The organism is Streptomyces sp. JB150, assembly GCF_011193355.1.
Classification (GTDB): domain Bacteria; phylum Actinomycetota; class Actinomycetes; order Streptomycetales; family Streptomycetaceae; genus Streptomyces.
In genome coordinates this window covers 857,280-877,469 of the sequence record NZ_CP049780.1, presented here as the reverse complement: position 1 = coordinate 877,469, position 20,190 = coordinate 857,280, and the positions used below count along the sequence as shown (strand labels likewise).

The following is a 20,190-nucleotide window of genomic DNA, read 5'->3' as shown; positions in this document are numbered from 1 at the left end:
GACGTCGGAGTATGAAAACCGCCCCCCGGGGCACTCGGGCGCCGCTCGCCGTCCCCCTGACGACGGGGAAGGCCCCGCATCGGCGGAAGGAGGCCGTGTACATGACGCCGATGGCGTTCTCCGCGATACCGCTGCCGATGTCCCGGCCCGCCTGGAAGCGGGCCCTGGTCACCGGCGGCGCCGGGTTCCTGGGCTCCCACCTGTGCGAACGTCTGATCGACGCGGGAGCGGAGGTCGACTGCCTGGACGACCTGTCGTCCGGCTCCCTCGACAACATCCGCCCGCTGACCGCGCGCCCCGGCTTCCGGTTCCTGCAGCGGGACGTGAGCGCCCCCGGCTGCCCGGACGCGCTCACCGGCCCCTACGACCTCGTCCTGCACTTCGCCGGCCCCGCCTCGCCCGCCGACTGCCTCGGCTGCCGGCTGGCCGCGCTGGACGCCGCCGGCCCCGGCACCCGCAACGCCCTCGCCGTCGCCGAGCGCGACGGCGCCCGCTTCCTGCTGGCCTCCGCCTGCCACGTCTACGGCGACCCGGCGGCACACCCGCAGCGCGAGGACTGCTGGGGGCAGGTCGACCCCGTCGGGCCGCGCAGCGCCCACGACGAGGGCAAGCGGTTCGCCGAGGCGCTGACCACCGCCTGCGCCACCGTCCGCGGCACCGACGCCGGGATCGTCCGCCTGTTCGACACCTATGGCCCCCGGATGCGGGCGGACGGCCGCCAGGCACTGCCCACCTTCATCCGGCAGGCGCTCACCGGAGCCCCGCTCACCGTCGACGGCGACGGCAGCCAGACCCGGTCGCTCGCCTACGTGGACGACGTCGTCGAGGGCGTGCTCCGGGTCGCCGCCAGCCGCGCCGTTCGGCCCGTGAACATCGGCGGCGACGACGAGGTCACCGTCGAGGAGATCGCCCGCCGGGTGATCCACCTGACCGGATCCCCCTCCCGCCTGGAGTATCGGCCCGGCCGCGCGCACGGCCCCGCCCGGCGCAGGCCCGACACCACCTTCGCCCGCGAGCTGTACGGATGGGCACCCGCGGTGCCCTGGGAGGAGGGCTTCAAGCGGACCATCGCCCACGTCGCCGAGCACGGCGCGCCGGGTGCCTGCGAGCCGGAGGTGGTCGAGCGGTGAAGGCCCTGGTCGTCCCCCTCGACGGATTCACCGGCGCACTTCTCGCCGGGCCCGCCGTCCGCGCGGTCGCCACCCGCGCGCACCCCGTCACGGTGCTGTGCGGACCCGACGGTGAACCCGCCGCCCGGCTGCTGCCCCACGTCGACGACGTCGTCGTATGGGAACCGCCGCCGCGAACCCCCGAGGACGGGCGGACGGACGACGACCCGCTGGTGCGGCGGCTGCGGGACGAGGCCTACGACGTGGCACTCGTCCTCGCCCCCGGCGGACACAGCCCCGGCCCCGCCGAGCAACTGCTGCTCCGGGCGCGCGTGCACCGGGTCGCCGCCTGCGGCGACACCCGCCCCCGCGCGGTCCTCGGCACCGCCGCCGCGCTCGGCTTCCGCCCGCGCGCCGGGGACGACGGACGGCTGCGGGTCGTACCCCCGCCCGACACCGCCCAGCTCACCGGCGCCGGCCCCTACGTCGTCGTCCACCCCGGCGCCGGGCCGCCCGGCCACGCCTGGGACCCCGACCACTGCGCGGCCGCGGTCAGCGCGCTGGCCGACGCCGGGCACCGCGTCGTCGTCACCGGCGGACCGGAGGAGACCGCGCTGACCCGGCACGTCAGCGCGGACATCGCCGTGGACCTCGGCGGCCGTACCGACCCCCGGCGGTTCGCCGGGGTGCTGCGCGCCGCCGACGCCGTCGTCACCGGCGTGCCCGGACCCGCCCATCTCGCCGCCGCCACCGGCACCCCGGTCGTCTCGCTCGTCCCGCCCGGCGCGCCGCGCCGCCCCGACGGCGTGCCCAGCGTGCTGCTCGCCCCGGACGCGTGCACCGCCCGGGACGTGGCCGGCGCCGTGCACCGGCTGCTCGACGAAAGGACATGAGGCGTGCACCCGCAGGCCCTGCCCCACGCCGCCCGCTCCCGCCCGCCCGCGGCCGGCCGGATCACCGTCGCCATGATCACCCGCAACCGCCGCGCGAGCGTCCTGCGCACCCTGGACCGGCTGGCCGAACTGCCCGAGCGGCCCCCCGTCATCGTCGTCGACAACGACTCCGCCGACGCCACCGCCGCCGCCGTCCGCGACCACCCCGTCGGCGCCCGCGTCCTCACCCCCGGCCGCAACACCGGCGCCCTCGGCCGCAACCTCGCCGTACGGCACGCCACCACCCCCTACGTCGCGTTCAGCGACGACGACTCCTGGTGGGCGCCCGGCGCGCTCACCACCGCCGCCGACGTCCTCGACGCCCACCCGCGCCTCGGACTGCTCGCCGCGCGCACCCTCGTCGGCCCCGGCGCCGCCGAGGACCCGCTCAACGCCGTCCTCGCCACCTCCCCGCTGCCCCGCGACCCCGGTCTCCCCGGCACCCCCGTGCTCGGCTTCCTCGCCTGCGCGTCCGTGGTGCGCCGGCGGGCCTTCCTCGACGCGGGCGGCTACCACCCCGTGCTGTTCTTCGGCGGCGAGGAGACCCTGCTCGCCTACGACCTCGCCGCCCGCGGCTGGGGCGTGTGCTACGTGCCCTCGGTGACCGCCCTGCACCACCCCGAGCCCGCCGAACGGCCCGGCCGCTCCGCCGCCCAGCGCCGCAACGCGGTGCTCACCGCCTGGCTGCGGCGCCCCGCCCCGGTCGCCCTGCGCGCCACCGCCCGCCTCGCCGCCGAGGCCGTCCGGGGCGAACCCGCGGCGGGCGCCGCACTGCGCGGCACGCTCGCCCGGCTGCCCGCCGCCCTCGGCCACCGCAGACCGCTGCCCGCACGCGTCGAACAAGCCGCCCGACTGCTGGAGGGAGGGCAGCCGTGACCCACGACACGGCCCGCCCGGACGGCCGTACGACGGTCGTCGTGATCACCCGTGACCGCCGCCCCGAGCTGCTGCGCACCCTGCGCACCCTGCGCGACCTGCCGGAGCGGCCCCAGGTGATCGTCACCGACAACGGCTCGAGCGACGGCACCGCGGAGGCCGTCGCCCGCGACCACCCCGAGGTCCTGCTGCTGCGCCCCGGACGCAACCTCGGGGCCGTCGGCCGCAACCTCGCCGTCCGCCACGTCCGCACCCCCTACGTGGCCTTCTGCGACGATGACACCTGGTGGGAACCCGGCTCCCTGCGCCGCGCGGCGGACGTGCTGGACGCCCACCCGCGGGTCGCCGCCGTGACCGCGCGGATCGTCGTCGAACCGTCCGGCGAGGAGGACCCGGTCGTCGCCGAACTGCGCGACTCGCCGCTCACCGGCCCCGACTGGCTGCCCGGCCCCGCCCTCGGCTCCTTCCTCGCCGCCGCCACCGTGATGCGCGCCGACGTCTTCCGCGCGGCCGGTGGCTTCCACCCCGGACTGTGGCTCGGCGGCGAGGAGGAACTGCTCGCCACCGACCTGCTGCGGCGCGGCCACTGGCTCTGCTACATCCCCGAGATCACCATCCACCACGCCGCCTCCCCGGTCCGCGACAGCACCCACCGCCGCGTCCTCGGCCTGCGCAACACCCTCTGGTTCACCTGGCTGCGCCGCCCCTGGCTGTCGGCGGTGCGCCGCACCTGGTACCTGGCGCGCACGGTGCCGCACGACCGGGCCACCGCGCGGGCCTTCGCCCACGCCGCGGCCGGGCTGCCCTGGGTGCTGCGGCAGCGCGATCCCGTCCCGCCCGACCTGGAGGCCCGGCTGGTGGCCCTGGAGCAGGCACGGCGGTCGTCGCCGGCGCGGCGGTACGTCGGCTGAGCCGCGGGTTGCCGGTGCGGCGGTCGGTACGTACGTCGGTCGGATGAGGCCGGCGGCCGAGCCGGATGACGCCGTGGACACGCGACGGCGGCCGTGGCTGTGGGCCACGGCCGCCGTGCTGTCCGGGCGCTGTCCGTCCGGGCGCTGTGCGGGGCGGGTTCGGTCCGTTCGGTGATCCGCTCGGGCGCGGAGCCGGGTGCGGCTCAGTCCTTCTTGCCGCGGCCCGTCAGCATGTCGCGCATCCGGTCGACCATGCCGACGCCGGGTGCGAGCAGCTTGTTGGCCGGGGGCTTGTCCGGGGCGGACGGGTGCGGGCGGGTCGGCGCCATCTTCTTCGCCTGGCGCACCTTGTCGCCCAGCTCGTCGAGGGCCTCCGCCGGACAGGACCGGCGCAGCATCGGGAAGAGGTTCTCCTCCTCGTCGGCCACGTGCGAGCGGATCTCCATCATGAGCATGCCGATCAGCCGGTCGAACTCGGGGTCGTCCGCCTCGCAGCGCTCCAGATCCTTCATGATCTGCTCGGCCTTGGCGTGGTCCTCGAGCTCCTTGTCGGCCATCGCGTCCCCGTTGGGGATGTGCTCCCGCACGGCCGGGTACAGATGGGCCTCCTCGGCCACGGAGTGGCGCACCAGTTCCATGACGACCTGGTCCGCGTAGACCTTGCGGTCCTTGTCGCCCGAGGGCAGCGCCTCGATCCGGCCGAAGAGCGTCTCGACCTCCCGGTGGTCCGTCACCAGCTCGTCGATGACGTTTCCTCCGTGTCCCATGTCACTCCCTCCATCGCGACTCGGGCGGTTCCCGGACGGGCCCGCCCAGCCTTCCGGGTGCCCGTGCGGGGGGCGCCGTAACGCGGGCGGCGAGGAGTACACCCGAGTGCCGCAACGGGCGCCCGGCAGTTGCTTGTGAGCGAGTGCACAGGGTGGGCCAAGTGCGGCGGCCGACCCCTGACTTGCCCGTCGGGGCGCGTCCGCGGCGAGGGCGCCCGGTCCGGACCCGGGGACCCCGTCTGCCACGATGGGCGGCGCCTGAGACATCCCGAGGAGCGACCGCGCAGCGCAGCCGGTGTTCCCGACTCCCGTGGATTCACCGATCCGCCGGAGCCTCCGGACACCCCTGCCGAGTACCGCTGTGCCTGATTCCTCCCCCGGGCCCGACACCGAGGCCGTCCCCCGCCCGCTCCCGGTGAGTCCCGCTCGCCGTGGCGGCGCTCCGCTACCGCAGCATGCGCTGGTGGTCGCCGGCCGACTTCGTGTCCAACGCGGGCACCTGGATGCAGCTCACCGTGCAGAACCTGCTGGTCCTCCAGATCACCGGGTCCGCCGCCGCGACCGGCCTGTCCATCTCCGTGCAGGCCGCACCCGCGCCGCTGATCAGCCTGGCCGGCGGCGCCGCCGTCGACCGCCGGCCGCGGAAGCGGACCCCCATGGTCAGCCAGGCCCTGCTCGGCACGGTCGCCCTGGTCACGGCGGCGCTCGTCGCGACCGGCCGGCTCGACCTGCCCGTGCTGCTCGCGCTGGCCGCCGTGACCGGCACCATCGCCACCGTCGACGGACCGGCCTGCGCCCTGCTGGGCAACGATCTGGTCCGGCCGCAGGACGTGCCCTCCGCCATCGGGGTCGGCTCCCTCGTGCACAGCGCCGGGCGGCTCGCCGGCATCGCCTTCGCGGGGATCGCCGCCGGCTTCCTCGGCACGGGCGCCGCCTACGCCGCGAACGGGCTGTCGGTCCTCTTCGTCGCCTCCGTGATCCCCGTTCCTGCGGCCGATCACCGGAGCGGCCGCTGCCACTGCCGGTGTGAAGATTCCCGCCCGGCGCGGCGCCCCGCCTTCGAAGGGCACGGGGCGCGCGAGCGGGGACATGACCGTCCGCGAGGGCCTGGCGTTCTTCGCGAAGCGGCCCCGGCTGGTCGCGCTCGCCGGGATCACCGGCGTCAGCGCGGTCTTCGGCCGCCACTACGGCCTCACCCTCGCGGTCCTCGTCACCGGCCCCCTCGCGGGCGGTGCCGGGTCCTTCGCCACCGTCTCCACCGTGCTCGCCGTCGGCGGCATCCTCGGCGCGGTGCTCGGCGCGCGGCTGCGCGGGCCGTCCGCGCGGCTCGTCGGCGCGCTCGCCGCGACCGGCGGGCTGCTCCAGGTGCTCGCCGGGCTGTCGCCGTCGCTCGCCGTGCTGCTGGTGCTGGTGCTGCCCATGGCCGTCGTGGAGTCCGTCTCCGACACCGCGGGCACGACCGTCCTGCGGACCGACCCGCCCGCCCGGCTGCGCGGCCGTGTCCTCGGCGTGTGGGGCAGCATCAGCACCGGCTGGGGTCTGGCGGGTCCGCCCGCGCTCGGCCTGCTGATGGAACGCGCCGGCGCCCGCGGCGCCCTCGTCGCCGGCGGCCTGGTCATCGCCGCCGCCATCACCACCGGCCACCTCCTCCACCGCCGCCGCACCCGGCCCGCGGTCACCCCGCTGCGCACCCTGGAGCGCACGCCGGAGGTGGAGGCGGCGGCCTGAGAGTGCTGCCGTACGGCGCGGTCGCGGGTGGGGTTCTTCCCGCTCAGCGGCGGGCCGGCACGTTCACCGGTGGGGGAGCGGCCGTGCCGTGCCGTGCCGGGGTGCGGGCGGGGAGCGGTTCCGGGAGGTTCCGCACGGCTGCCAGGACCTCGTCCACCGTGATGCGCAGCAGCCGCTCGTCCGGCATCCGGCCGTGTGCGTCGCCGGGGCGCGGGGACGGGTCGTCGCCGGGGTGCCAGAGGACGTGGTGGCGGGGATCGGGCGGCGGGCCCCACAGGCGGGGGGAGACCGGGCCGAAGAGCACGACGGACGGGGTGCCCAGGGCGGTGGCCAGGTGGGCGAGGCCCGTGTCGCCGACCACCACGCAGCGGGCGCCCGCGACCAGCGCGGCGAGCCGGTCGAAGGGCACGTCGGCGGTCCCGCCGACGACGTGGTCCGGGGGCAGTCCGGCGCGCGCGGCGACACATCCGGCGAGGGCGGTCTCGCCGGCCCCGGCGGTCACCACCACCCGGTGGCCCTGCGCGCGCAGCGCCCGTGCCACGGCCGCGAAGCGCTCCGCGGGCCAGCAGCGGGCGGCGGCGTCCGCGCCGGGGTGGACGACGACCGCGCCGGGCGCGGGGGAGGGCGTCGCGGGCACCGGGATCGACAGGTCGGCGGGGTCGGCCGGGATGCCGTACCAGGTCAGCAGCCGGCACCAGCGGTCCCGCTCGTGTTCGTCCTCCCGCCACACCGGGCCCGGGACGCCGGGGGTGCCGGGGTGGGCGTAGGCCAGGAGCCGGCCGGGCCGCAGCCGCTGGAGCAGGAGGTGGCTGGGCGGGCCGTTGCCGTGCAGGTCGACGGCGAGGTCGGGGCCGGGTCCCGGCCAGGCCAGCGTGGTGGGCACGGCGCGGCCGGGAGCCTCGGCGGGCAGCAGCCGGTCCAGGACACCGGTCGCGGCGGCCGCCCCGGCCAGCCGCTCGGGCGCGGCCAGCACCAGTTCGTGGCCCGGCAGATGGCGGCGCAGCGCCCGCAGGGCGGGTACGGCGGTCAGCAGGTCGCCCAGCCCGAGGGCGCGCAGCACCAGCACGCGGGGGCGGGCGGTACGCCGGGGCGGCCGCGGGGTCGCGCTCACGCCGCCGGCCCTCCGGGCTTCAGCGGGACGGCCGCGAGCGCCGCCCGGCGGGCCAGCACGGTGGTGGACCGGCCGTCGAGGTACGGCAGCACCACCGCCTGCCCGCCCCACGCGCGCAGCGTCTCCGCCTCGGGCAGCTCCTGCACGGAGTAGTCGCCGCCCTTCACCCACACGTCCGGCCGCAGCCGGCTCAGCAGTCGCTGCGGGGTGGCCTCGTCGAACACCGCGACGGCGTCGACGCTGCCGAGCGCCTGAAGGACCCGCGCGCGGTCCGCCACCGGGTTGATGGGCCGGCCGGGTCCCTTGAGGCGGGTCACCGAGGCGTCCGAGTTGAGGCACACGATGAGGCAGTCGCCGATCCGCCTCGCGCTCTCCAGCAGCCCGACGTGCCCGGCGTGCAGCAGGTCGAAGCAGCCGCCGGTCGCCACCACCGTGCCGCCGCGCGCCCGCACCTGCTCGGCGAGCGCGAACGGGTCCGTGGCCGGGGTCTGCCGTACGGAGGTGTCGGGCTCGGTACGCCACAGCGCCGGGTTCCCGGCGCCGCCCGCCGACACGAACGCGGCGGCCTCGGCGACCGCCCGCTGCACCGCCTCCTCAGGCAGCGCGCCGTCGGCGAGCGCGGCGGCGGCCGTCGCGGCGAAGCAGTCGCCCGCCCCGCACGGATCGCCGCTCGCCCGGTACGGCGCCGGGACCAGCATCGGCGTGCCCGCGGCGGGCCGGGTCAGCAGCACCCCGCGCTCGCCGAGCGTCACCGCGACGCCCGCCGCCTGCCAGCGGTCCGCGAGCCGGGAGCCGCGCTCGGCGTACGCGCGCAGCGACTCGCCGTCGCCGGGGCACAGGCTGCGCGCCTCGGCCGCGTTCGGCGTGACGAGGCGGGCGCCCGGCACCGGCGGATCGCCCTTGGGGTGCGGGTCCCACACGAGCGGGGTGCGGGGGACGACCGACTCCAGGTGGCGGCGCACCGCGCTCGCCGTGTGCCGGCCGTAGTCCGCGACCAGCACCGCGTGGGCCTGGGCCAGCGCGTCGCGTACCGCCTCGTCGGGTTCCCCGGGCTCGCCGCCGCCCCGGTCGATGCGGACCAGCGGCCGGCCGCCCGCCAGCACCCGGGTCTTGACCGGCAGGCTGCCGTGCAGCGGGATCTCCACCAGCCGTACCCGGCCGCGCAGCTGCCGGCGCACCGCGTGACTGGCCGCGTCGTCGCCGAGCGCGGTCACCAGGACCACCTCGCGTCCGCCGCGGGCGGCCAGCGCGGCGGCGAGGCCCGCCCCGCCGGGGTGGCGCCGGTCGTCGGTGACGTCCACGACGGGCGCGGGCGCGTCCGGGGCGAGCCGGGTGGCGACGCCCTCGACGTCCTCGTCGAGCAGCACGTCCCCCACCACGACCAGCGGCCGCGGCGCCGTCACGACGCCCTCCCGGCGATCGTGGCCCGCTCCCGGACGGCACCGCCGGTGCCGAGGGCCGCGTCGAAGGCCTCGCAGAGCAGGTGTACGGCGACCAGGTGGGCCTCCTGCACGGTGGCCGTGGTGTCGGCGTCGACGCACAGCGCCTCGTGCGCGGCCTCGGCGAGCGGGTTCGGGCCGGGCCCGGTCAGTGCCCACACCCGCAGCCCCGCCCGGCGGCCCGCGACGGCCGCGCCGATCAGGTTGGCGCTGCGGCCGGAGGTGGACAGCAGCATCAGCACGTCACCGGGCCGGCCGTGGGCGGCGACCTGCCGGGCGTACACCTGGTCGAAGCCGTAGTCGTTGCCGATGGCGGTGAGGCTGGAGGTCTCCGCGTGCAGGGAGATCGCCGAGAACGCGGGCCGCTCCTGCCGGTAGCGGCCGACCAGTTCGGCGGTCAGGTGCTGGGCCTGGGCGGCGCTGCCGCCGTTGCCCGCGGCGAGCAGCCGGCCGCCGGGCGGGAGGACGGCGGCCAGCCGGCCGCCCCAGTCCGCGATCCGGCCGAGGCCGTCGGTGCGCAGTCGGACGAGTGCCTGCTCCAGGGAGCGGCAGTGCAGTCGGGCGGCGGCGAGTGCAGGGGATTCGCTCATGCTGGTCGGGCGTGACCGCGTCGCGGGGACGGCGGCGGGGCCCGCACCTCCTTCGGACATCGGGGCTCGCGGCGGGGACGGGGGGACGGTCGGTGCTCCCTCGGACGCTGTGCCTGGGGGACGGTCGGTGCTCCCTCGGACGCTGCCTCAGACCACCCCCGTCACGGCCGCCGGGGCGGCGTCCAGGACGGCGCAGTACGCCGCCTCCGTCTCGGCGGCGACCCGGTCCCAGGTGTAGCGGCGCAGCACCCGGCGGCGGCCGGCGGCTCCGCAGGCCAGGCGGGTCTCCGGGCGGGCGAGGAGATCGGCGACCGCCCGGGCCAGGGCCCGCGGGTCGCGCGGCGGCACCAGGCGGCCGGTGCCCGGGTCGGCGACGGTGTCCAGCTGGCCGCCGACCGCGCTGGCCACGACCGGGACGCCGCAGGCCATGGCCTCCAGCGGCACGATGCCGAACGGCTCGTAGTCCGCCGGGCACAGCACCACGTCACAGCCGCGCAGCAGCGGCGGCACCTGCCGGCTGGGCACGCCGCCGGTGAACCGGACCCGGTCGGCGACGCCGGCGCGCCGTGCGATCTCGCGCAGCCGGCGCACCTCGGGGTCCTCGTCCAGCCGGTCCGCCGGGGGCCCGCCGGCCACGACCAGTTCGGTGTCGGGCAGCAGGCTGAGCGCGGCGATCGAGACCGCGGCGCCCTTGCGCGGGACCAGGCGGCCCAGCTGGAGCAGCCGGTAGGGGTGGGGGCCGCGCGGGGCGGCCGGGCCCTGCGGGGTGAACAGCTCGGTGTCGACCCCGCACGGCACGACGCTCACCTTGCCGGCGGGCACGCCCATCCGGGCCAGTTCGACGACCTCGTCGCGGCAGGTGGCGATGACCCGGTCGCAGCCGAGGCCCACCTCGGTCTCCAGCGTGACGCGCTGCGGCGGGCTGGTGTCGGCGAGCCGCTGGTGGCGGCGCTTGACCGTGCCGAGCGCGTGATACGTGTGCAGCAGCGGCAGGTCCAGGGCGCGCACCGCGTGCAGCGAGGCCAGGCCCGACATCCAGAAGTGCGAGTGCACCACGTCGGGGAGGCGGGCCCGCCACCTCCGGGTCAGGTAGTGGCCGAACTCGTCCATGTGCGGCAGCAGTTCGTCCTTGGGCAGCGGCTCGGGCGGTCCGGCGGGCACGTGGTGCACCTCGACCCGGTCGCGCAGCGCCACCCGGTCGGGCAGCTCCCGGCTGTCCCGGCGGGTGAAGACGGTCACCCGGTGCCCGCGGTCGGCGAGCGCGCTCGCGAGCGCCGCGACGTGCACGTTCTGCCCGCCCGCGTCCACCCCGCCGAGCGCGGCGAGCGGACTGGCGTGCTCGGAGACCAGCGCGATGTCGAGGGAGCCGGGGCCGCCGGCGTCCGGTGCGGCGGTCAGGGAACCGACCGATGCGGTCATGAGCACACCTCCGTGATCAGGCGCTCCCAGTCGTTCAGGAAGCGCTTGAGCCCGTACCGTGCGAGGGCCGCCTGGCGGGCCCGCGCCCCGTCCTCGGCCGCCGCCTGCGGATCCGCCAGATAGCGGCGGGCGGCCTCGGCCAGCACCTCGGGGCGGGTGGACAGCACACCCGCGCCGGGCGGGACGGCCTCCACGGCCTCCGTGGTGGCCAGCGCGACCACCGGCATGCCCAGGTGCATGGCCTCCAGCAGGGACAGGCCGAGCGAGGTCCAGCGCACCGGGTGCAGATACAGCCGCCGTTCGGCCAGCGCCCCGTGCAGTTCGCCCTGCGGCAGGTCGGCGGACCGGCACCGCTCCTCGGGCAGCCCCAGCCGGCCGGCCAGGCCCTCGGTGCGCATGCCGAACACGTCCAGCGGCGCGGCCTCGGCGAGCGCGGGCAGCAGGTCCGTACCCGTGTACCGGCCGCGCCGTACGGGCTCGTTGACGACGACGGCCGCGCGGGCGAGCCGGCCGGTGTACCGGTGGCCCGGGTCGACGATGCCGTGCTCGACGACCTCCGTGCGGGTGCCGCCGTTGTCCCAGAACAGGCGGTTGAAGTGGGTGACGTGGACGAGCGTCAGGTCGTCGCGGTCGGCGAACGGGTGCCGGGTGTCCGGGACGTCGCCGTCCGGGGCGTTGTGCTCCAGGTAGACGGCGGGCACGTCGCGGCCGGGGCGGCGGCCGCCCAGCCAGCGTTCGGCCAGCTCCATCTCGTGCGGCCGCTGGAGGACGACCAGGTCGACCTCCGCCTCGCGCAGCTCGTCCGGGGTCAGCTCCCGCACCGAGGCCGGCCAGGGGAACGTGCGGGCGCGACCGCGGCCGTCCGGGCCGCGGTCGGGGAGCAGGGGGACGAGGTAGGTGTGCGGGCCCTGCACGAACGCGGTCGTCCAGGAGCCGTGCACATGCCACAGCAGGATGTTCACCAGGCCACTCCTCGCTCTTCTGCCCCTTTTGTCACAGTTGTCTCATTTGCCGTCTTTCTTGTCTCCGTCAAGTTATTCATCCCGACCGGTCGGTCGGCCCGTCGGCCGTTGCCGCCGCGGCCGCCGCTCAGCGCCGCCACCGCGGCCACCACCTCCGCGTCACCGACACCGTCCAGGCACGGATGGCCCGGCGTGGGACAGCGGCGGGCCCGCGTCCCGGCACACGCGGCCCGCTGGTCGCCCAGCAGCACCGACGGCACGCCGTACGGCCGCCACCGCTCGGCCGGCACCACGGGCGCGAACAGCGACACCACCGGAGTGCCGACCGCCGCGGCCAGATGCGCCGGACCGGTGTTCCCGGTCACCGCCACCCGGGCCCGTGCCAGCACCCCGGCCAGCTCCCGCAGATCGGTGGCCCCGCCCAGGTCCAGGGCGTGCCGCCCGGCCACCCGCGCGGTCAGCTCGCGCTCCCCGCGTCCGCCGGTGACCACCACCCGGTGGCCCGCCGCGGCCAGCGCCGCCGCGGCCCGCGCGGCCCGGCCGGGACTCCAGGCGCGGGCCGGCACGGCGGCACCCGGATGCAGCACGACATACGGCTCCGGGCCGGTCAGACGCGTGGTGTCCGGCGGCGTCCGCACCCGCAGCGTCCCGTCGTCGCCCGGCGGCAGCGCGAACCCGGCGGCCTCCGCGAGGTCCAGCGCCGCCCGCGCCTCGTGCCGGCGCGGACGCCGCCGGTGGCGCAGGTCGAGCAGCGCGCCCGGATAGTCCTCGCAGTCGGCCGCCGTCCAGCCGACGCCCGCCAGCTTCAGCAGCAGGGCCGCGGGCAGCGGGCTCTGGTGGTACGACACCAGGACCAGCGCCCGGTCGAAGCGCCGCTCCGCCAGCGTCTCCAGCAGCCCCCGCGTCTCCTCCCGCGACACCGGGGCGGGCTCCAGACCGACCCACGGGGCGTCGTGCACCAGCACCTCGTCCACGCCCGGCAGCATCCGCCCCGCCTGCTCGCCCTGCGGCCCGCACAGCAGCGTCGTGTACGCCGACCCGGCGGCCACGGCCCGTACCGCGGGCCCCGCGAGCAGTACGTCTCCGGCGCTGTCGAGACGGACGACGAGGGTCCGGGGGGCCGCGCTCACGAGGGGGCCGCCGTTCGGACGGAGCCGGGGGAGGCGGCGGGCGGGGCGCCGGGGTGGGGGGTGCCGGTGGTGGCTGCTGGGTCGGTGGAGGGCGAACCGGTGGTGGCTGCTGGGTCGGTGGAGGGCGGGGTGCCGTCGCCGGACGGCGAGCCGGGAGCACCCCGGGGCGCCTCGCCGGCACCCGGCACCGCCGCGCGCTCCGCCCCCACCGCCTCCGGCGGCCTCGCGGACCCGGCGGACTCCGGCCGCCCCGCGCCCAGGGCCAGCCGTACCGCCGACAGCAGATCCGGCGCGGTCCGATCGGCGGCGGCCGTCTCCTCCGGGCGGGTCGCCGGGGTCGGCACGAGGATGCCGCGCGCCCCGGCCGCGCGCGCCGCGCCCAGGTCGGCGGCGATGTCACCGATGACCACGGCGCGCGCCGGGTCCGCGTCGAGGCGCGCGCACGCCGCCAGGACCAGTCCCGGCGCGGGCTTGCGGCAGCCGCAGCCGTCCGCCGGGCCGTGCGGGCACACCGCCCACACCCCGAACGGGCCCAGCAGTTCCTCGACCCGGCGCTGCACGGCCTCCACCTGCGCCCGCGTCAGCAGCCCGCGCGCCACCCCCGACTGATTGCTCACCACTCCCACCGCGACGCCCCGCGCCCGCACGGCCTCGACGGCCGCCCGCGCCGTCGGCATCGGCACGACCCGCGCGGGATCGCCGTTGTAGGGCACGTCGACGACGAGCGTCCCGTCCCGGTCGAAGAGAACGGCGGAGGGGAGGCCGCCACCGAGGCCGACGGCGGCAACCGGGCCCTGGCGCCCGGTGGCCGGCCGCTCCCCGCGCCCGGTGGCCGGCCACTCCGCGCGGCCGCGGGCCCGCGCACGGACGAGGACATCTTCGGGCCCGTCGCCGGCGGGCTCGCCGGGGCCCGGGTAGATCCAGGGACGTGTGCTCATGAGCCCACCTGTTCCGGTGCGGGCTCCCGCCGCCCCCGAGGAGGTCCCGCCGTCCCGGAAGGGGCGAACGGGGCGGTTCCCCGGTGCGCGACCCGGCCCCGGAGCCAGTGCCACACGGCGGCCGGCGGGATGGCGAGGCTGGTCAGGGCCATGGTGACGACCTCGTCGCGGGTCCGGGGGCCCGGGCGGATGCGGGCCAGCGCGAACTCGGCCGTCCCCGCGAGCCACAGCGCCCCGCACAGCCCGGCGCCCCGCGGCCGGCGCAGGGCCGCGCAGGACAGGGCGGCCACCGCGGCCGCGGTCACCGCGGCATGGACGGGCAGGCGGCCCCTCGGCGCGTCCGCCCGGCGCCACCAGTCGCGGCCGTGCAGCCGGGTCATCAGGACGTCGTCCGCGTTGCCCGCCTGGAGCCGCACCGACACCCAGCGGTCGGTGGGCCGCACCGGATGGGCCGTGGTCCTGGACCCCTCGGTGACTGACCACCCGGCGGCCGTCACCCGCAGCGCCAGGTCCGCGTCCTCCCGGAACGCCCGCCGGAACCGCTCGTCGAAACCGCCGGCGGCCTCCAGCGCCGTACGCCGGTACGCCATGTCGGCGGTGATCCAGCGGGCGGTGGCGAGCCCGGCGGTGTTGCGCTCCCAGTCGGTGGGGCGCCGGTCCCGCGGCAGCGGCACCACGATGCGCGCGGTCACCGCGGCGGTCCGCTCCGACGCCGCGGCCAGGTCCCGGGCGAGGTCGGCGGCCCAGGTCGGGCCGGGCACCACGTCGTCGTCCAGGAAGACGATCCACGGCACCGCACCGGCCGCCCGCCAGCCGGTGTTGCGCGCCGCGGCGGGCCCGCGGGCGCCACCCGGGACGACCGCCGTGCGGGGCCGCAGCGACTCGGGCACCTCGGTGAGCAGTGACGCCCCGCCCCTCGCGCCGGGCCGGTCGTCGACCAGGACGACCCGCCGCGGCGGCGGCCCCTCGGCGACGGCCAGGGCGCGCAGACAGGCGCCCAGGCCGGGCCGGCCCAGGGTGGGGATCACCACGGCGTACGCGGGCTCGCCCATCAGGCCCTCCCGTCGCCGCCGGCGCGGAAGAAGTCGCCGCGCCGGATCGCGTACGGGCCGATGGCGAGCAGGTCGACCGGTGAGGAGCCGAAGCACTCGAGCGCGTCGCGCGGGTCGTCCACCATGGGCCGGCCCGCCGTGTTGAGGCTGGTGTTGACCACCACGGGCAGCCCGGTCAGCCGCTCGAACTCGCCCAGCATCCGCGCGACCAGGGGCTCGCGCGCCGGGTCGACGGTCTGGATGCGGGCCGTGCCGTCCACGTGGACGACCGCGGGGATCCGGTCCTTCCACTCCTCGGCCACGTCGTGCACGAACAGCATGTACGGGCTGGGCAGCGGCCCGTCGAAGATCTCCGCGGCACGGTCGGCGAGCACCATCGGCGCGACCGGCCGGAACTGCTCACGCCCCTTGACGTCGTTGAGGCGTTCGAGGTTGCCCGCGTGGCCCGGGTGGGCCAGCAGCGAGCGGTGGCCGAGCGCCCGCGGACCGTACTCGGAACGCCCCTGGAACCAGGCGACGATCCCGTTGTCCGCGAGCGTGCGCGCCACTGTCCGCGCGATGTCCGGCGGCCGCTCGAACGGTACGGCGGCGGTCTTCAGCCACGCGCCCAGCTCCGCGTCCGTCCAGTCCCGGCCCAGATCGGCGCCGGTCATCGGCTCCGGCGTGTCACCCTCCCCGGCGGCCAGCAGCAGCGCGCCGCCCAGCGCGGTGCCCGCGTCACCGGCCGCGGGCTGCACCCACACCCGGGAGAACGGGCCCTCGCGGGCGATCCGCGAGTTGGCTACGCAGTTCAGGGCGACGCCGCCGGCGAGCGTGAGCACGCTGTGCCCGGTCCGGCCGTGCAGCCAGCGCACCAGGTCCAGCAGGGTCTCCTCCAGCACCGCCTGGGCACTCGCCGCCAGGTCCGCGTGCGCCTGCGTCCACGGCTCCCCGGCGCCGCGCGGCGGGCAGAACTCGTGCCAGGGCACCCCGGTCGCCCGGAACCCTCCGTCGCCGGTCGGGTGCACGTAGCGGCGCAGCTCGGACAGCATGCGCGGGGTGCCGTGCGAGGCGAGGGCCATCACCTTGAACTCGTCCGAGGAGCGCAGGAACCCCAGATGCGCGGTCAGCTCCTCGTACACCAGGCCGAGCGAGTGCGGCAGGTCCTGGGCGTACAGCGGCTCCAGCTTGTCCCCGACCCGGCGCGCGGCCAGGTGCGAGGCGCGCTCGCCGCGGCCGTCGAGGACCAGCACCGAGGAGTCCTCGGCGCCGTCCGCGCAGAACGCGCCGGACGCGGCGTGCGCCATGTGGTGCGGCACGAAGCGCACGATGTCCGGGTCGAGGCCCGGCAGCACCTCCTTGAGGAAGTTCGGCGCCTCGCGGGCGTACGTCTGCCGCAGGTGGTCCCAGGGGTCGTCCAGGCCCATCGCGTCGGCGGGACGGGCCAGCGACGGGGCGTAGGAGTAGGCGACGGCGTCCAGGTCCTGCGGGCGCAGACCGGCCCGCCGCAGGCACCACGCGGCGGCCTTCTCCGGCAGCTCCCAGGCGGAGAACGGCAGCGGCCGCTTGCCGTGCTTGCGGCGGGAGAACCGCTCCTCCTCGGCCGCGGCGACGGTACGGCCGTCGATCACCAGAGCGGCGGCGGGGTCGTGGAAAAGGGCGTTGATTCCGAGGATGCGCATGGAGGGCCAGGCCTTTCGGCGAAGGGGCGGGCGGCTTGTGACGGCGGGGTCAGCGGTGCGCGCCGGAGCGGAACCAGTCGATCGTGCGGCGCAGCCCCTCCTCGGCGTCCACCTCCGGTTCCCAGCCGAGCTTGTCGCGGGCCAGGGTGATGTCCGGGCAGCGCAGGGCCGGATCGTCGGTGGGCCGCTCGATGAAGCGGATCTCGGAGTCCGACCCGGTCAGCTCGATCACCAGCCGGGCCAGGCCGAGCATGGTGATCTCGGCCGGGTTGCCGATGTTCACCGGACCGCGCATCCCGTGCGCCGCGGCGGCGAGGATGCCGCGCACGGTGTCGTCGACGTAGCACAGGGAGCGGGTCTGGCGGCCGTCGCCGGTCACCGTCAGGGGTTCGCCGTCCAGCGCCTGGCGCACGAACGTCGGCACCGCCCGGCCGTCGTGGCCGCGCATCCGGGGGCCGTAGGTGTTGAACAGCCGCACGATGCAGGTGTCGGTGCCCTCGCTGTCCGCGTGCGCGGTGGTCAGCGCCTCGGCGAAGCGCTTGGCCTCGTCGTAGACGCTGCGCGGGCCGACCGGGTTCACATGACCCCAGTACCGCTCGTCCTGCGGGTTCTGCTGCGGGTCGCCGTAGACCTCGGACGTCGAGGCGAGCACGAACCGGGCGCGGGAGCGGTGCGCCAGCTCCAGGGCGTGCCGGGTGCCCAGGCTGCCGGCCTCCATCGTGTGCAGGGGCAGACGCAGATAGTCGGCCGGGGAGGCGGGCGAGGCGAAGTGGAGCACCAGGTCCGGCGGCCGGTCCACGGGGATGCCCTCGGCGACGTCCGCCTGCACCAGGGTGAAGCCGGGGCGGTCGAGCAGCGGCGTCACGTTCTCAGGCCGTCCGGTGCTGAAGTCGTCCACGCAGGTGACGGCGGCGCCCGACGCCATCAGGGCCTCACACAGGTGCGAGCCGACGAACCCGGCGCCGCCGGTGACCACGGCGTGCTGCCAGGTCCGGGAAGAAGTCCCGGAAGAAAGGGTGCTCATTCTGCCTCCTCCGTTGGGGCGACGGCGAACCGGTGCTCCGGTGCCGGACGCGGCGGGCCCGCGCCGGCTGGTGGCCGTCCGACCGCCGTCCGCCGGGTGGCGGGCGGACCGTCGGTACCGCCAGGACACCCGAACAGCGTCCGTCGTCCGGGCGGCGGGGGCTCGGTGATGTACTGCAACGGGGTGAGGCACGCAGCGTGACGGCGCCGTGCGCCCGCCGGCCGACGCGACTGGCGCCGCCGGTTCTTCCCTGTCCATGCCTTGCGCGGCGGGGCCGCTGGAGGAGGCGCGGAAGGAGGGCCGGACCGGTTCGGGTGCCCGAGCCCCCCGAGGTGGCCGTCTCGATGCCGGTGCCCCGGCGACCGCCCGGCGTGGGCGGCCTGCGGGGCGGCGGCGGAAGGGCGCCGTGATCCCGATGGTGGGCCGCCGGGAGGCGTGGAAGGATGGGCGCGGGAGTCGGCCGCCGCGCCGGCGTCCGGGCCGGTCCGGGCAGCAGCGGACGCGGTCCCGGCCGCGGCCCCCGGCGGTGACGGGCTCCGCGCCGCGACACCCCTCGCGGCTCCCGTGCACACGACACCGGTGGCGTACCGGCCGTCCGCCGCCCGACCCGCCCGGACACCGCGCCCGCCGCCGGACCCGCCCGGACACCGTCCACCGTCGGACCCGCCCGGACACCGTCCGCCGAAAACCGCCCCCGGCGAGGATTTTCTCCCGACTTGTGACGGCAACTCGGGCCCGAATGCCGCGGCAGCGACCCGCCACGGAACAGGAGTGCCGGATGACCACCACCGCTCAGCCTCCCCTGCTCACCGAAGTGAGTCCGCGCATCGGACTGCTCGGTTCCTACGGAGGCTTCAACCTCGGCGACGAGGCCATCCTCAGCTGTGTCCTCGGCTGTTTGCGCGGCCACCGCCCGGGCGCGCGGCTCATCGCCCTCAGCCGCAACGCCGAGCACACGCGCGCCCACCACCCCACCCTGGACGAGGTGGTCGACTGGGAGGGCGTCCCGCAGCGGCAGGTGCTCGACGTCGTCTCCCGCCTCGACCTGCTGGTCGTCGGCGGCGGCGGCATCCTCTACGACGGCGAGGCCCGCCGTTACCTCCGGGTGGTCGGCGCGGCCCAGGCGCGCGGCGTGCGCACCTTCGCCTACGCCATCGGCGCGGGCCCGCTGCGCGAGGCGGAGGACCGCGAGGCGGTGCGCTCGGTGCTGTCCGCCATGGACGAGGTGGTCGTCCGCGACGAGGAGTCGCACCTGGTCCTGGAGGAGGCCGGAGTCGACCGGGACATCATCGTCACCGCCGACCCCGCGCTGCTGCTGCCGCCCGAGCCGTTCACCGACCAGATGATGCGCCAGGAGGGCATCCCCGCCGACGCCCGCCGGCTGGTCGGCATGTCGGTGCGGGAACCCGGCCGGGCCGCCGAGAAGCTCGACGAGGGCGACTACCACGCGCTCCTCGCCGACGTGGCCGACTTCCTCGTACGCCGCCTCGACGCCCACGTCGTCTTCGTCCCGATGGAACGCCAGGACGTGCACCACGCCCACGGCGTGCTCTCCCGGATGACCGCCCCGGACCGCGGCCGCATCCTGCACAGCGTCTACAGTCCCGGCCAGGTCCTCGGCTTCATGAGCCATCTCGACCTCGTCGTCGGGATGCGCCTGCACTTCCTGATCTTCGCCGCGCTCTCCGGGCTGCCCGTGCTGCCGCTGCCGTACTCCGGCAAGGTGTTCGACTTCGCCCGCCGCCTCGGCGCCCCCGCCCTCGTCGGCGTCGCCCGTGAGCAGGCCGGGCTGCTGCTGGCCGAGGTGGACCGGCTCTGGGACGAGTTCCCGCAGCGGCGCGGCGACTTCGAGGGGCGCGTGCGCCAGCTGCGGGCCCGCGCCCGCGAGACGTGTACGCGCCTCGGCGCGGTGCTCGACTCGCTCGACGTGGCCGCCCCGGCCGTCCCGGACGCCGAGCCGGGCCTTCAGCTGCTCGGGCCGGGTACCGGAACCTGACGTCCGCACCGCGACCTGACGTCCACACCGGGACCCGACGTCCGCCGCCGCACCCGCCGCGCGCCGACGGCCGGACGCCGGGCCGCCGGCGCAGCGGAACCACCTGCCGACGGGAAGAAGCGATGCCGATCCTGGAACCACCCGCACAGTCCCGGACCATCACCCTGCCGCCGCGCCCCGCCCGCGACGGCGGTCGCACGGACGTCCTGGTCGTGGGCGGAGGACCGGCCGGCACCGCGGCGGCCTGCGCGGCGGCCGAGGCCGGCGCGGAGGTCGTCCTCGTGGAGCGCTACGGCTTCCTCGGCGGCAACGCCACCGCCGCCCTCGTCATGCCGCTGATGTCCTTCCACAACGAGCGCAAGCAGGCGGTGTTCGCCGAGCCCGGCGAGGACGGCGTGCCGCTGCTGCCGCCCGACCACGGCGAGGGCGAGGCGGTGGTCGCCGGGTTCCTGTGGCAGCTCCTGGACCGGCTGAACACGCGCGGCGGCTGTGTCCCCCCGTCGCTGAAGACCGGCTACACCGTGCCGTTCGACCCCGAGATCTAC

The 20,190-nt window shown here is 77.1% G+C and carries 16 protein-coding genes and 2 pseudogenes; 7 read left to right on the top strand and 11 right to left on the bottom strand.

From position 1 onward, the window contains the following. Positions 1–101 precede the first annotated feature (101 nt). From G7Z13_RS04055 to G7Z13_RS04040, 4 genes are read left to right on the top strand one after another with little or no spacing between them, the layout of a single operon-like run. Positions 102–1,130: an NAD-dependent epimerase/dehydratase family protein gene (locus G7Z13_RS04055; RefSeq protein WP_165996083.1), complete on the top strand. Its 1,029-nt coding sequence runs from the start codon at positions 102–104 to the stop codon at positions 1,128–1,130. Next, positions 1,127–2,002 (top strand): glycosyltransferase family 9 protein, encoded by an 876-nt coding sequence (locus G7Z13_RS04050; RefSeq protein ID WP_165996081.1) that lies wholly within the window; start codon positions 1,127–1,129, stop codon positions 2,000–2,002. Before G7Z13_RS04055 ends, G7Z13_RS04050 begins: the two co-directional genes overlap by 4 nt. A gap of 3 nt (positions 2,003–2,005) precedes the next feature. After that, positions 2,006–2,917: a glycosyltransferase gene (locus G7Z13_RS04045; RefSeq protein ID WP_277347386.1), complete on the top strand. Its 912-nt coding sequence runs from the start codon at positions 2,006–2,008 to the stop codon at positions 2,915–2,917. Then, complete coding sequence (locus G7Z13_RS04040) at positions 2,914–3,828, top strand: glycosyltransferase (protein ID WP_165996079.1); 915 nt, start codon at positions 2,914–2,916, stop codon at positions 3,826–3,828. Before G7Z13_RS04045 ends, G7Z13_RS04040 begins: the two co-directional genes overlap by 4 nt. 203 nt (positions 3,829–4,031) lie before the next feature. On the opposite strand, the gene G7Z13_RS04035 is transcribed toward G7Z13_RS04040, so the two are convergent. Beyond that, positions 4,032–4,595 (bottom strand): hemerythrin domain-containing protein, encoded by a 564-nt coding sequence (locus G7Z13_RS04035; protein WP_165996078.1) that lies wholly within the window; start codon positions 4,593–4,595, stop codon positions 4,032–4,034. A gap of 455 nt (positions 4,596–5,050) precedes the next feature. Here G7Z13_RS04035 and G7Z13_RS04030 point away from each other — a divergent pair. Next, a pseudogene (locus G7Z13_RS04030) lies at positions 5,051–6,323 on the top strand (MFS transporter). A gap of 43 nt (positions 6,324–6,366) precedes the next feature. Here the strand turns inward: G7Z13_RS04030 and G7Z13_RS04025 are convergent. From G7Z13_RS04025 to G7Z13_RS03980, 10 genes and pseudogenes are all read right to left on the bottom strand, one after another. Further along, the gene (locus tag G7Z13_RS04025) at positions 6,367–7,434 is read right to left on the bottom strand and encodes a glycosyltransferase family 9 protein (protein WP_240926112.1); all 1,068 of its coding nucleotides are present in this window, start codon (positions 7,432–7,434) and stop codon (positions 6,367–6,369) included. Further along, complete coding sequence (gene rfaE2, locus G7Z13_RS04020) at positions 7,431–8,837, bottom strand: D-glycero-beta-D-manno-heptose 1-phosphate adenylyltransferase (RefSeq protein WP_165996075.1); 1,407 nt, start codon at positions 8,835–8,837, stop codon at positions 7,431–7,433. The genes G7Z13_RS04025 and rfaE2 overlap by 4 nt, the downstream gene beginning before the upstream one ends. Next, positions 8,834–9,463, bottom strand: coding sequence for an SIS domain-containing protein (locus G7Z13_RS04015; protein ID WP_165996073.1), 630 nt, complete (start codon positions 9,461–9,463; stop codon positions 8,834–8,836). Before G7Z13_RS04015 ends, rfaE2 begins: the two co-directional genes overlap by 4 nt. 147 nt (positions 9,464–9,610) lie before the next feature. Further along, on the bottom strand, positions 9,611–10,882 hold the full coding sequence (locus G7Z13_RS04010; RefSeq protein WP_165996071.1) for a glycosyltransferase: 1,272 nt from the start codon (positions 10,880–10,882) through the stop codon (positions 9,611–9,613). After that, entirely contained in the window at positions 10,879–11,844 is a 966-nt protein-coding gene (locus tag G7Z13_RS04005) for a glycosyltransferase (RefSeq protein WP_165996069.1), read from the bottom strand. Before G7Z13_RS04005 ends, G7Z13_RS04010 begins: the two co-directional genes overlap by 4 nt. Continuing rightward, positions 11,841–12,974: a glycosyltransferase family 9 protein gene (locus tag G7Z13_RS04000; protein ID WP_165996068.1), complete on the bottom strand. Its 1,134-nt coding sequence runs from the start codon at positions 12,972–12,974 to the stop codon at positions 11,841–11,843. Before G7Z13_RS04000 ends, G7Z13_RS04005 begins: the two co-directional genes overlap by 4 nt. A 254-nt stretch (positions 12,975–13,228) precedes the next feature. Further along, a pseudogene (locus tag G7Z13_RS33525) lies at positions 13,229–13,732 on the bottom strand (HAD family hydrolase); the annotation flags it as partial. Between the two features lie 176 nt (positions 13,733–13,908). After that, the gene (locus G7Z13_RS03990) at positions 13,909–14,964 is read right to left on the bottom strand and encodes a glycosyltransferase (RefSeq protein ID WP_206312997.1); all 1,056 of its coding nucleotides are present in this window, start codon (positions 14,962–14,964) and stop codon (positions 13,909–13,911) included. Then, positions 14,964–16,625, bottom strand: a complete 1,662-nt coding sequence (locus G7Z13_RS03985; protein ID WP_165996066.1) for a carbamoyltransferase C-terminal domain-containing protein — start codon at positions 16,623–16,625, stop codon at positions 14,964–14,966. Before G7Z13_RS03985 ends, G7Z13_RS03990 begins: the two co-directional genes overlap by 1 nt. Before the next feature lie 49 nt (positions 16,626–16,674). Then, on the bottom strand, positions 16,675–17,649 hold the full coding sequence (locus tag G7Z13_RS03980; RefSeq protein WP_165996065.1) for an NAD-dependent epimerase/dehydratase family protein: 975 nt from the start codon (positions 17,647–17,649) through the stop codon (positions 16,675–16,677). A gap of 778 nt (positions 17,650–18,427) precedes the next feature. Here G7Z13_RS03980 and G7Z13_RS03975 point away from each other — a divergent pair. Together G7Z13_RS03975 and G7Z13_RS03970 are read left to right on the top strand one after the other, a co-directional pair. After that, entirely contained in the window at positions 18,428–19,645 is a 1,218-nt protein-coding gene (locus tag G7Z13_RS03975; protein WP_165996064.1) for a polysaccharide pyruvyl transferase family protein, read from the top strand. Between the two features lie 122 nt (positions 19,646–19,767). Continuing rightward, the coding region (locus tag G7Z13_RS03970; protein WP_165996063.1) for an FAD-dependent oxidoreductase at positions 19,768–20,190 on the top strand (423 nt) is incomplete at its 3' end.

What these genes read in the sequence shown, in the direction of transcription:
- G7Z13_RS04035 (WP_165996078.1), bottom strand. Translation starts at nt 4,595, where the DNA reads ATGGGACACGGAGGAAACGTCATCGACGAGCTGGTGACGGACCACCGG.
- G7Z13_RS03990 (WP_206312997.1), bottom strand. Translation starts at nt 14,964, where the DNA reads ATGGGCGAGCCCGCGTACGCCGTGGTGATCCCCACCCTGGGCCGGCCC.
- G7Z13_RS03985 (WP_165996066.1), bottom strand. Translation starts at nt 16,625, where the DNA reads ATGCGCATCCTCGGAATCAACGCCCTTTTCCACGACCCCGCCGCCGCT.
- G7Z13_RS04055 (WP_165996083.1), top strand. Translation starts at nt 102, where the DNA reads ATGACGCCGATGGCGTTCTCCGCGATACCGCTGCCGATGTCCCGGCCC.
- G7Z13_RS04010 (WP_165996071.1), bottom strand. Translation starts at nt 10,882, where the DNA reads ATGACCGCATCGGTCGGTTCCCTGACCGCCGCACCGGACGCCGGCGGC.
- G7Z13_RS03975 (WP_165996064.1), top strand. Translation starts at nt 18,428, where the DNA reads ATGACCACCACCGCTCAGCCTCCCCTGCTCACCGAAGTGAGTCCGCGC.
- G7Z13_RS04015 (WP_165996073.1), bottom strand. Translation starts at nt 9,463, where the DNA reads ATGAGCGAATCCCCTGCACTCGCCGCCGCCCGACTGCACTGCCGCTCC.
- G7Z13_RS03980 (WP_165996065.1), bottom strand. Translation starts at nt 17,649, where the DNA reads ATGAGCACCCTTTCTTCCGGGACTTCTTCCCGGACCTGGCAGCACGCC.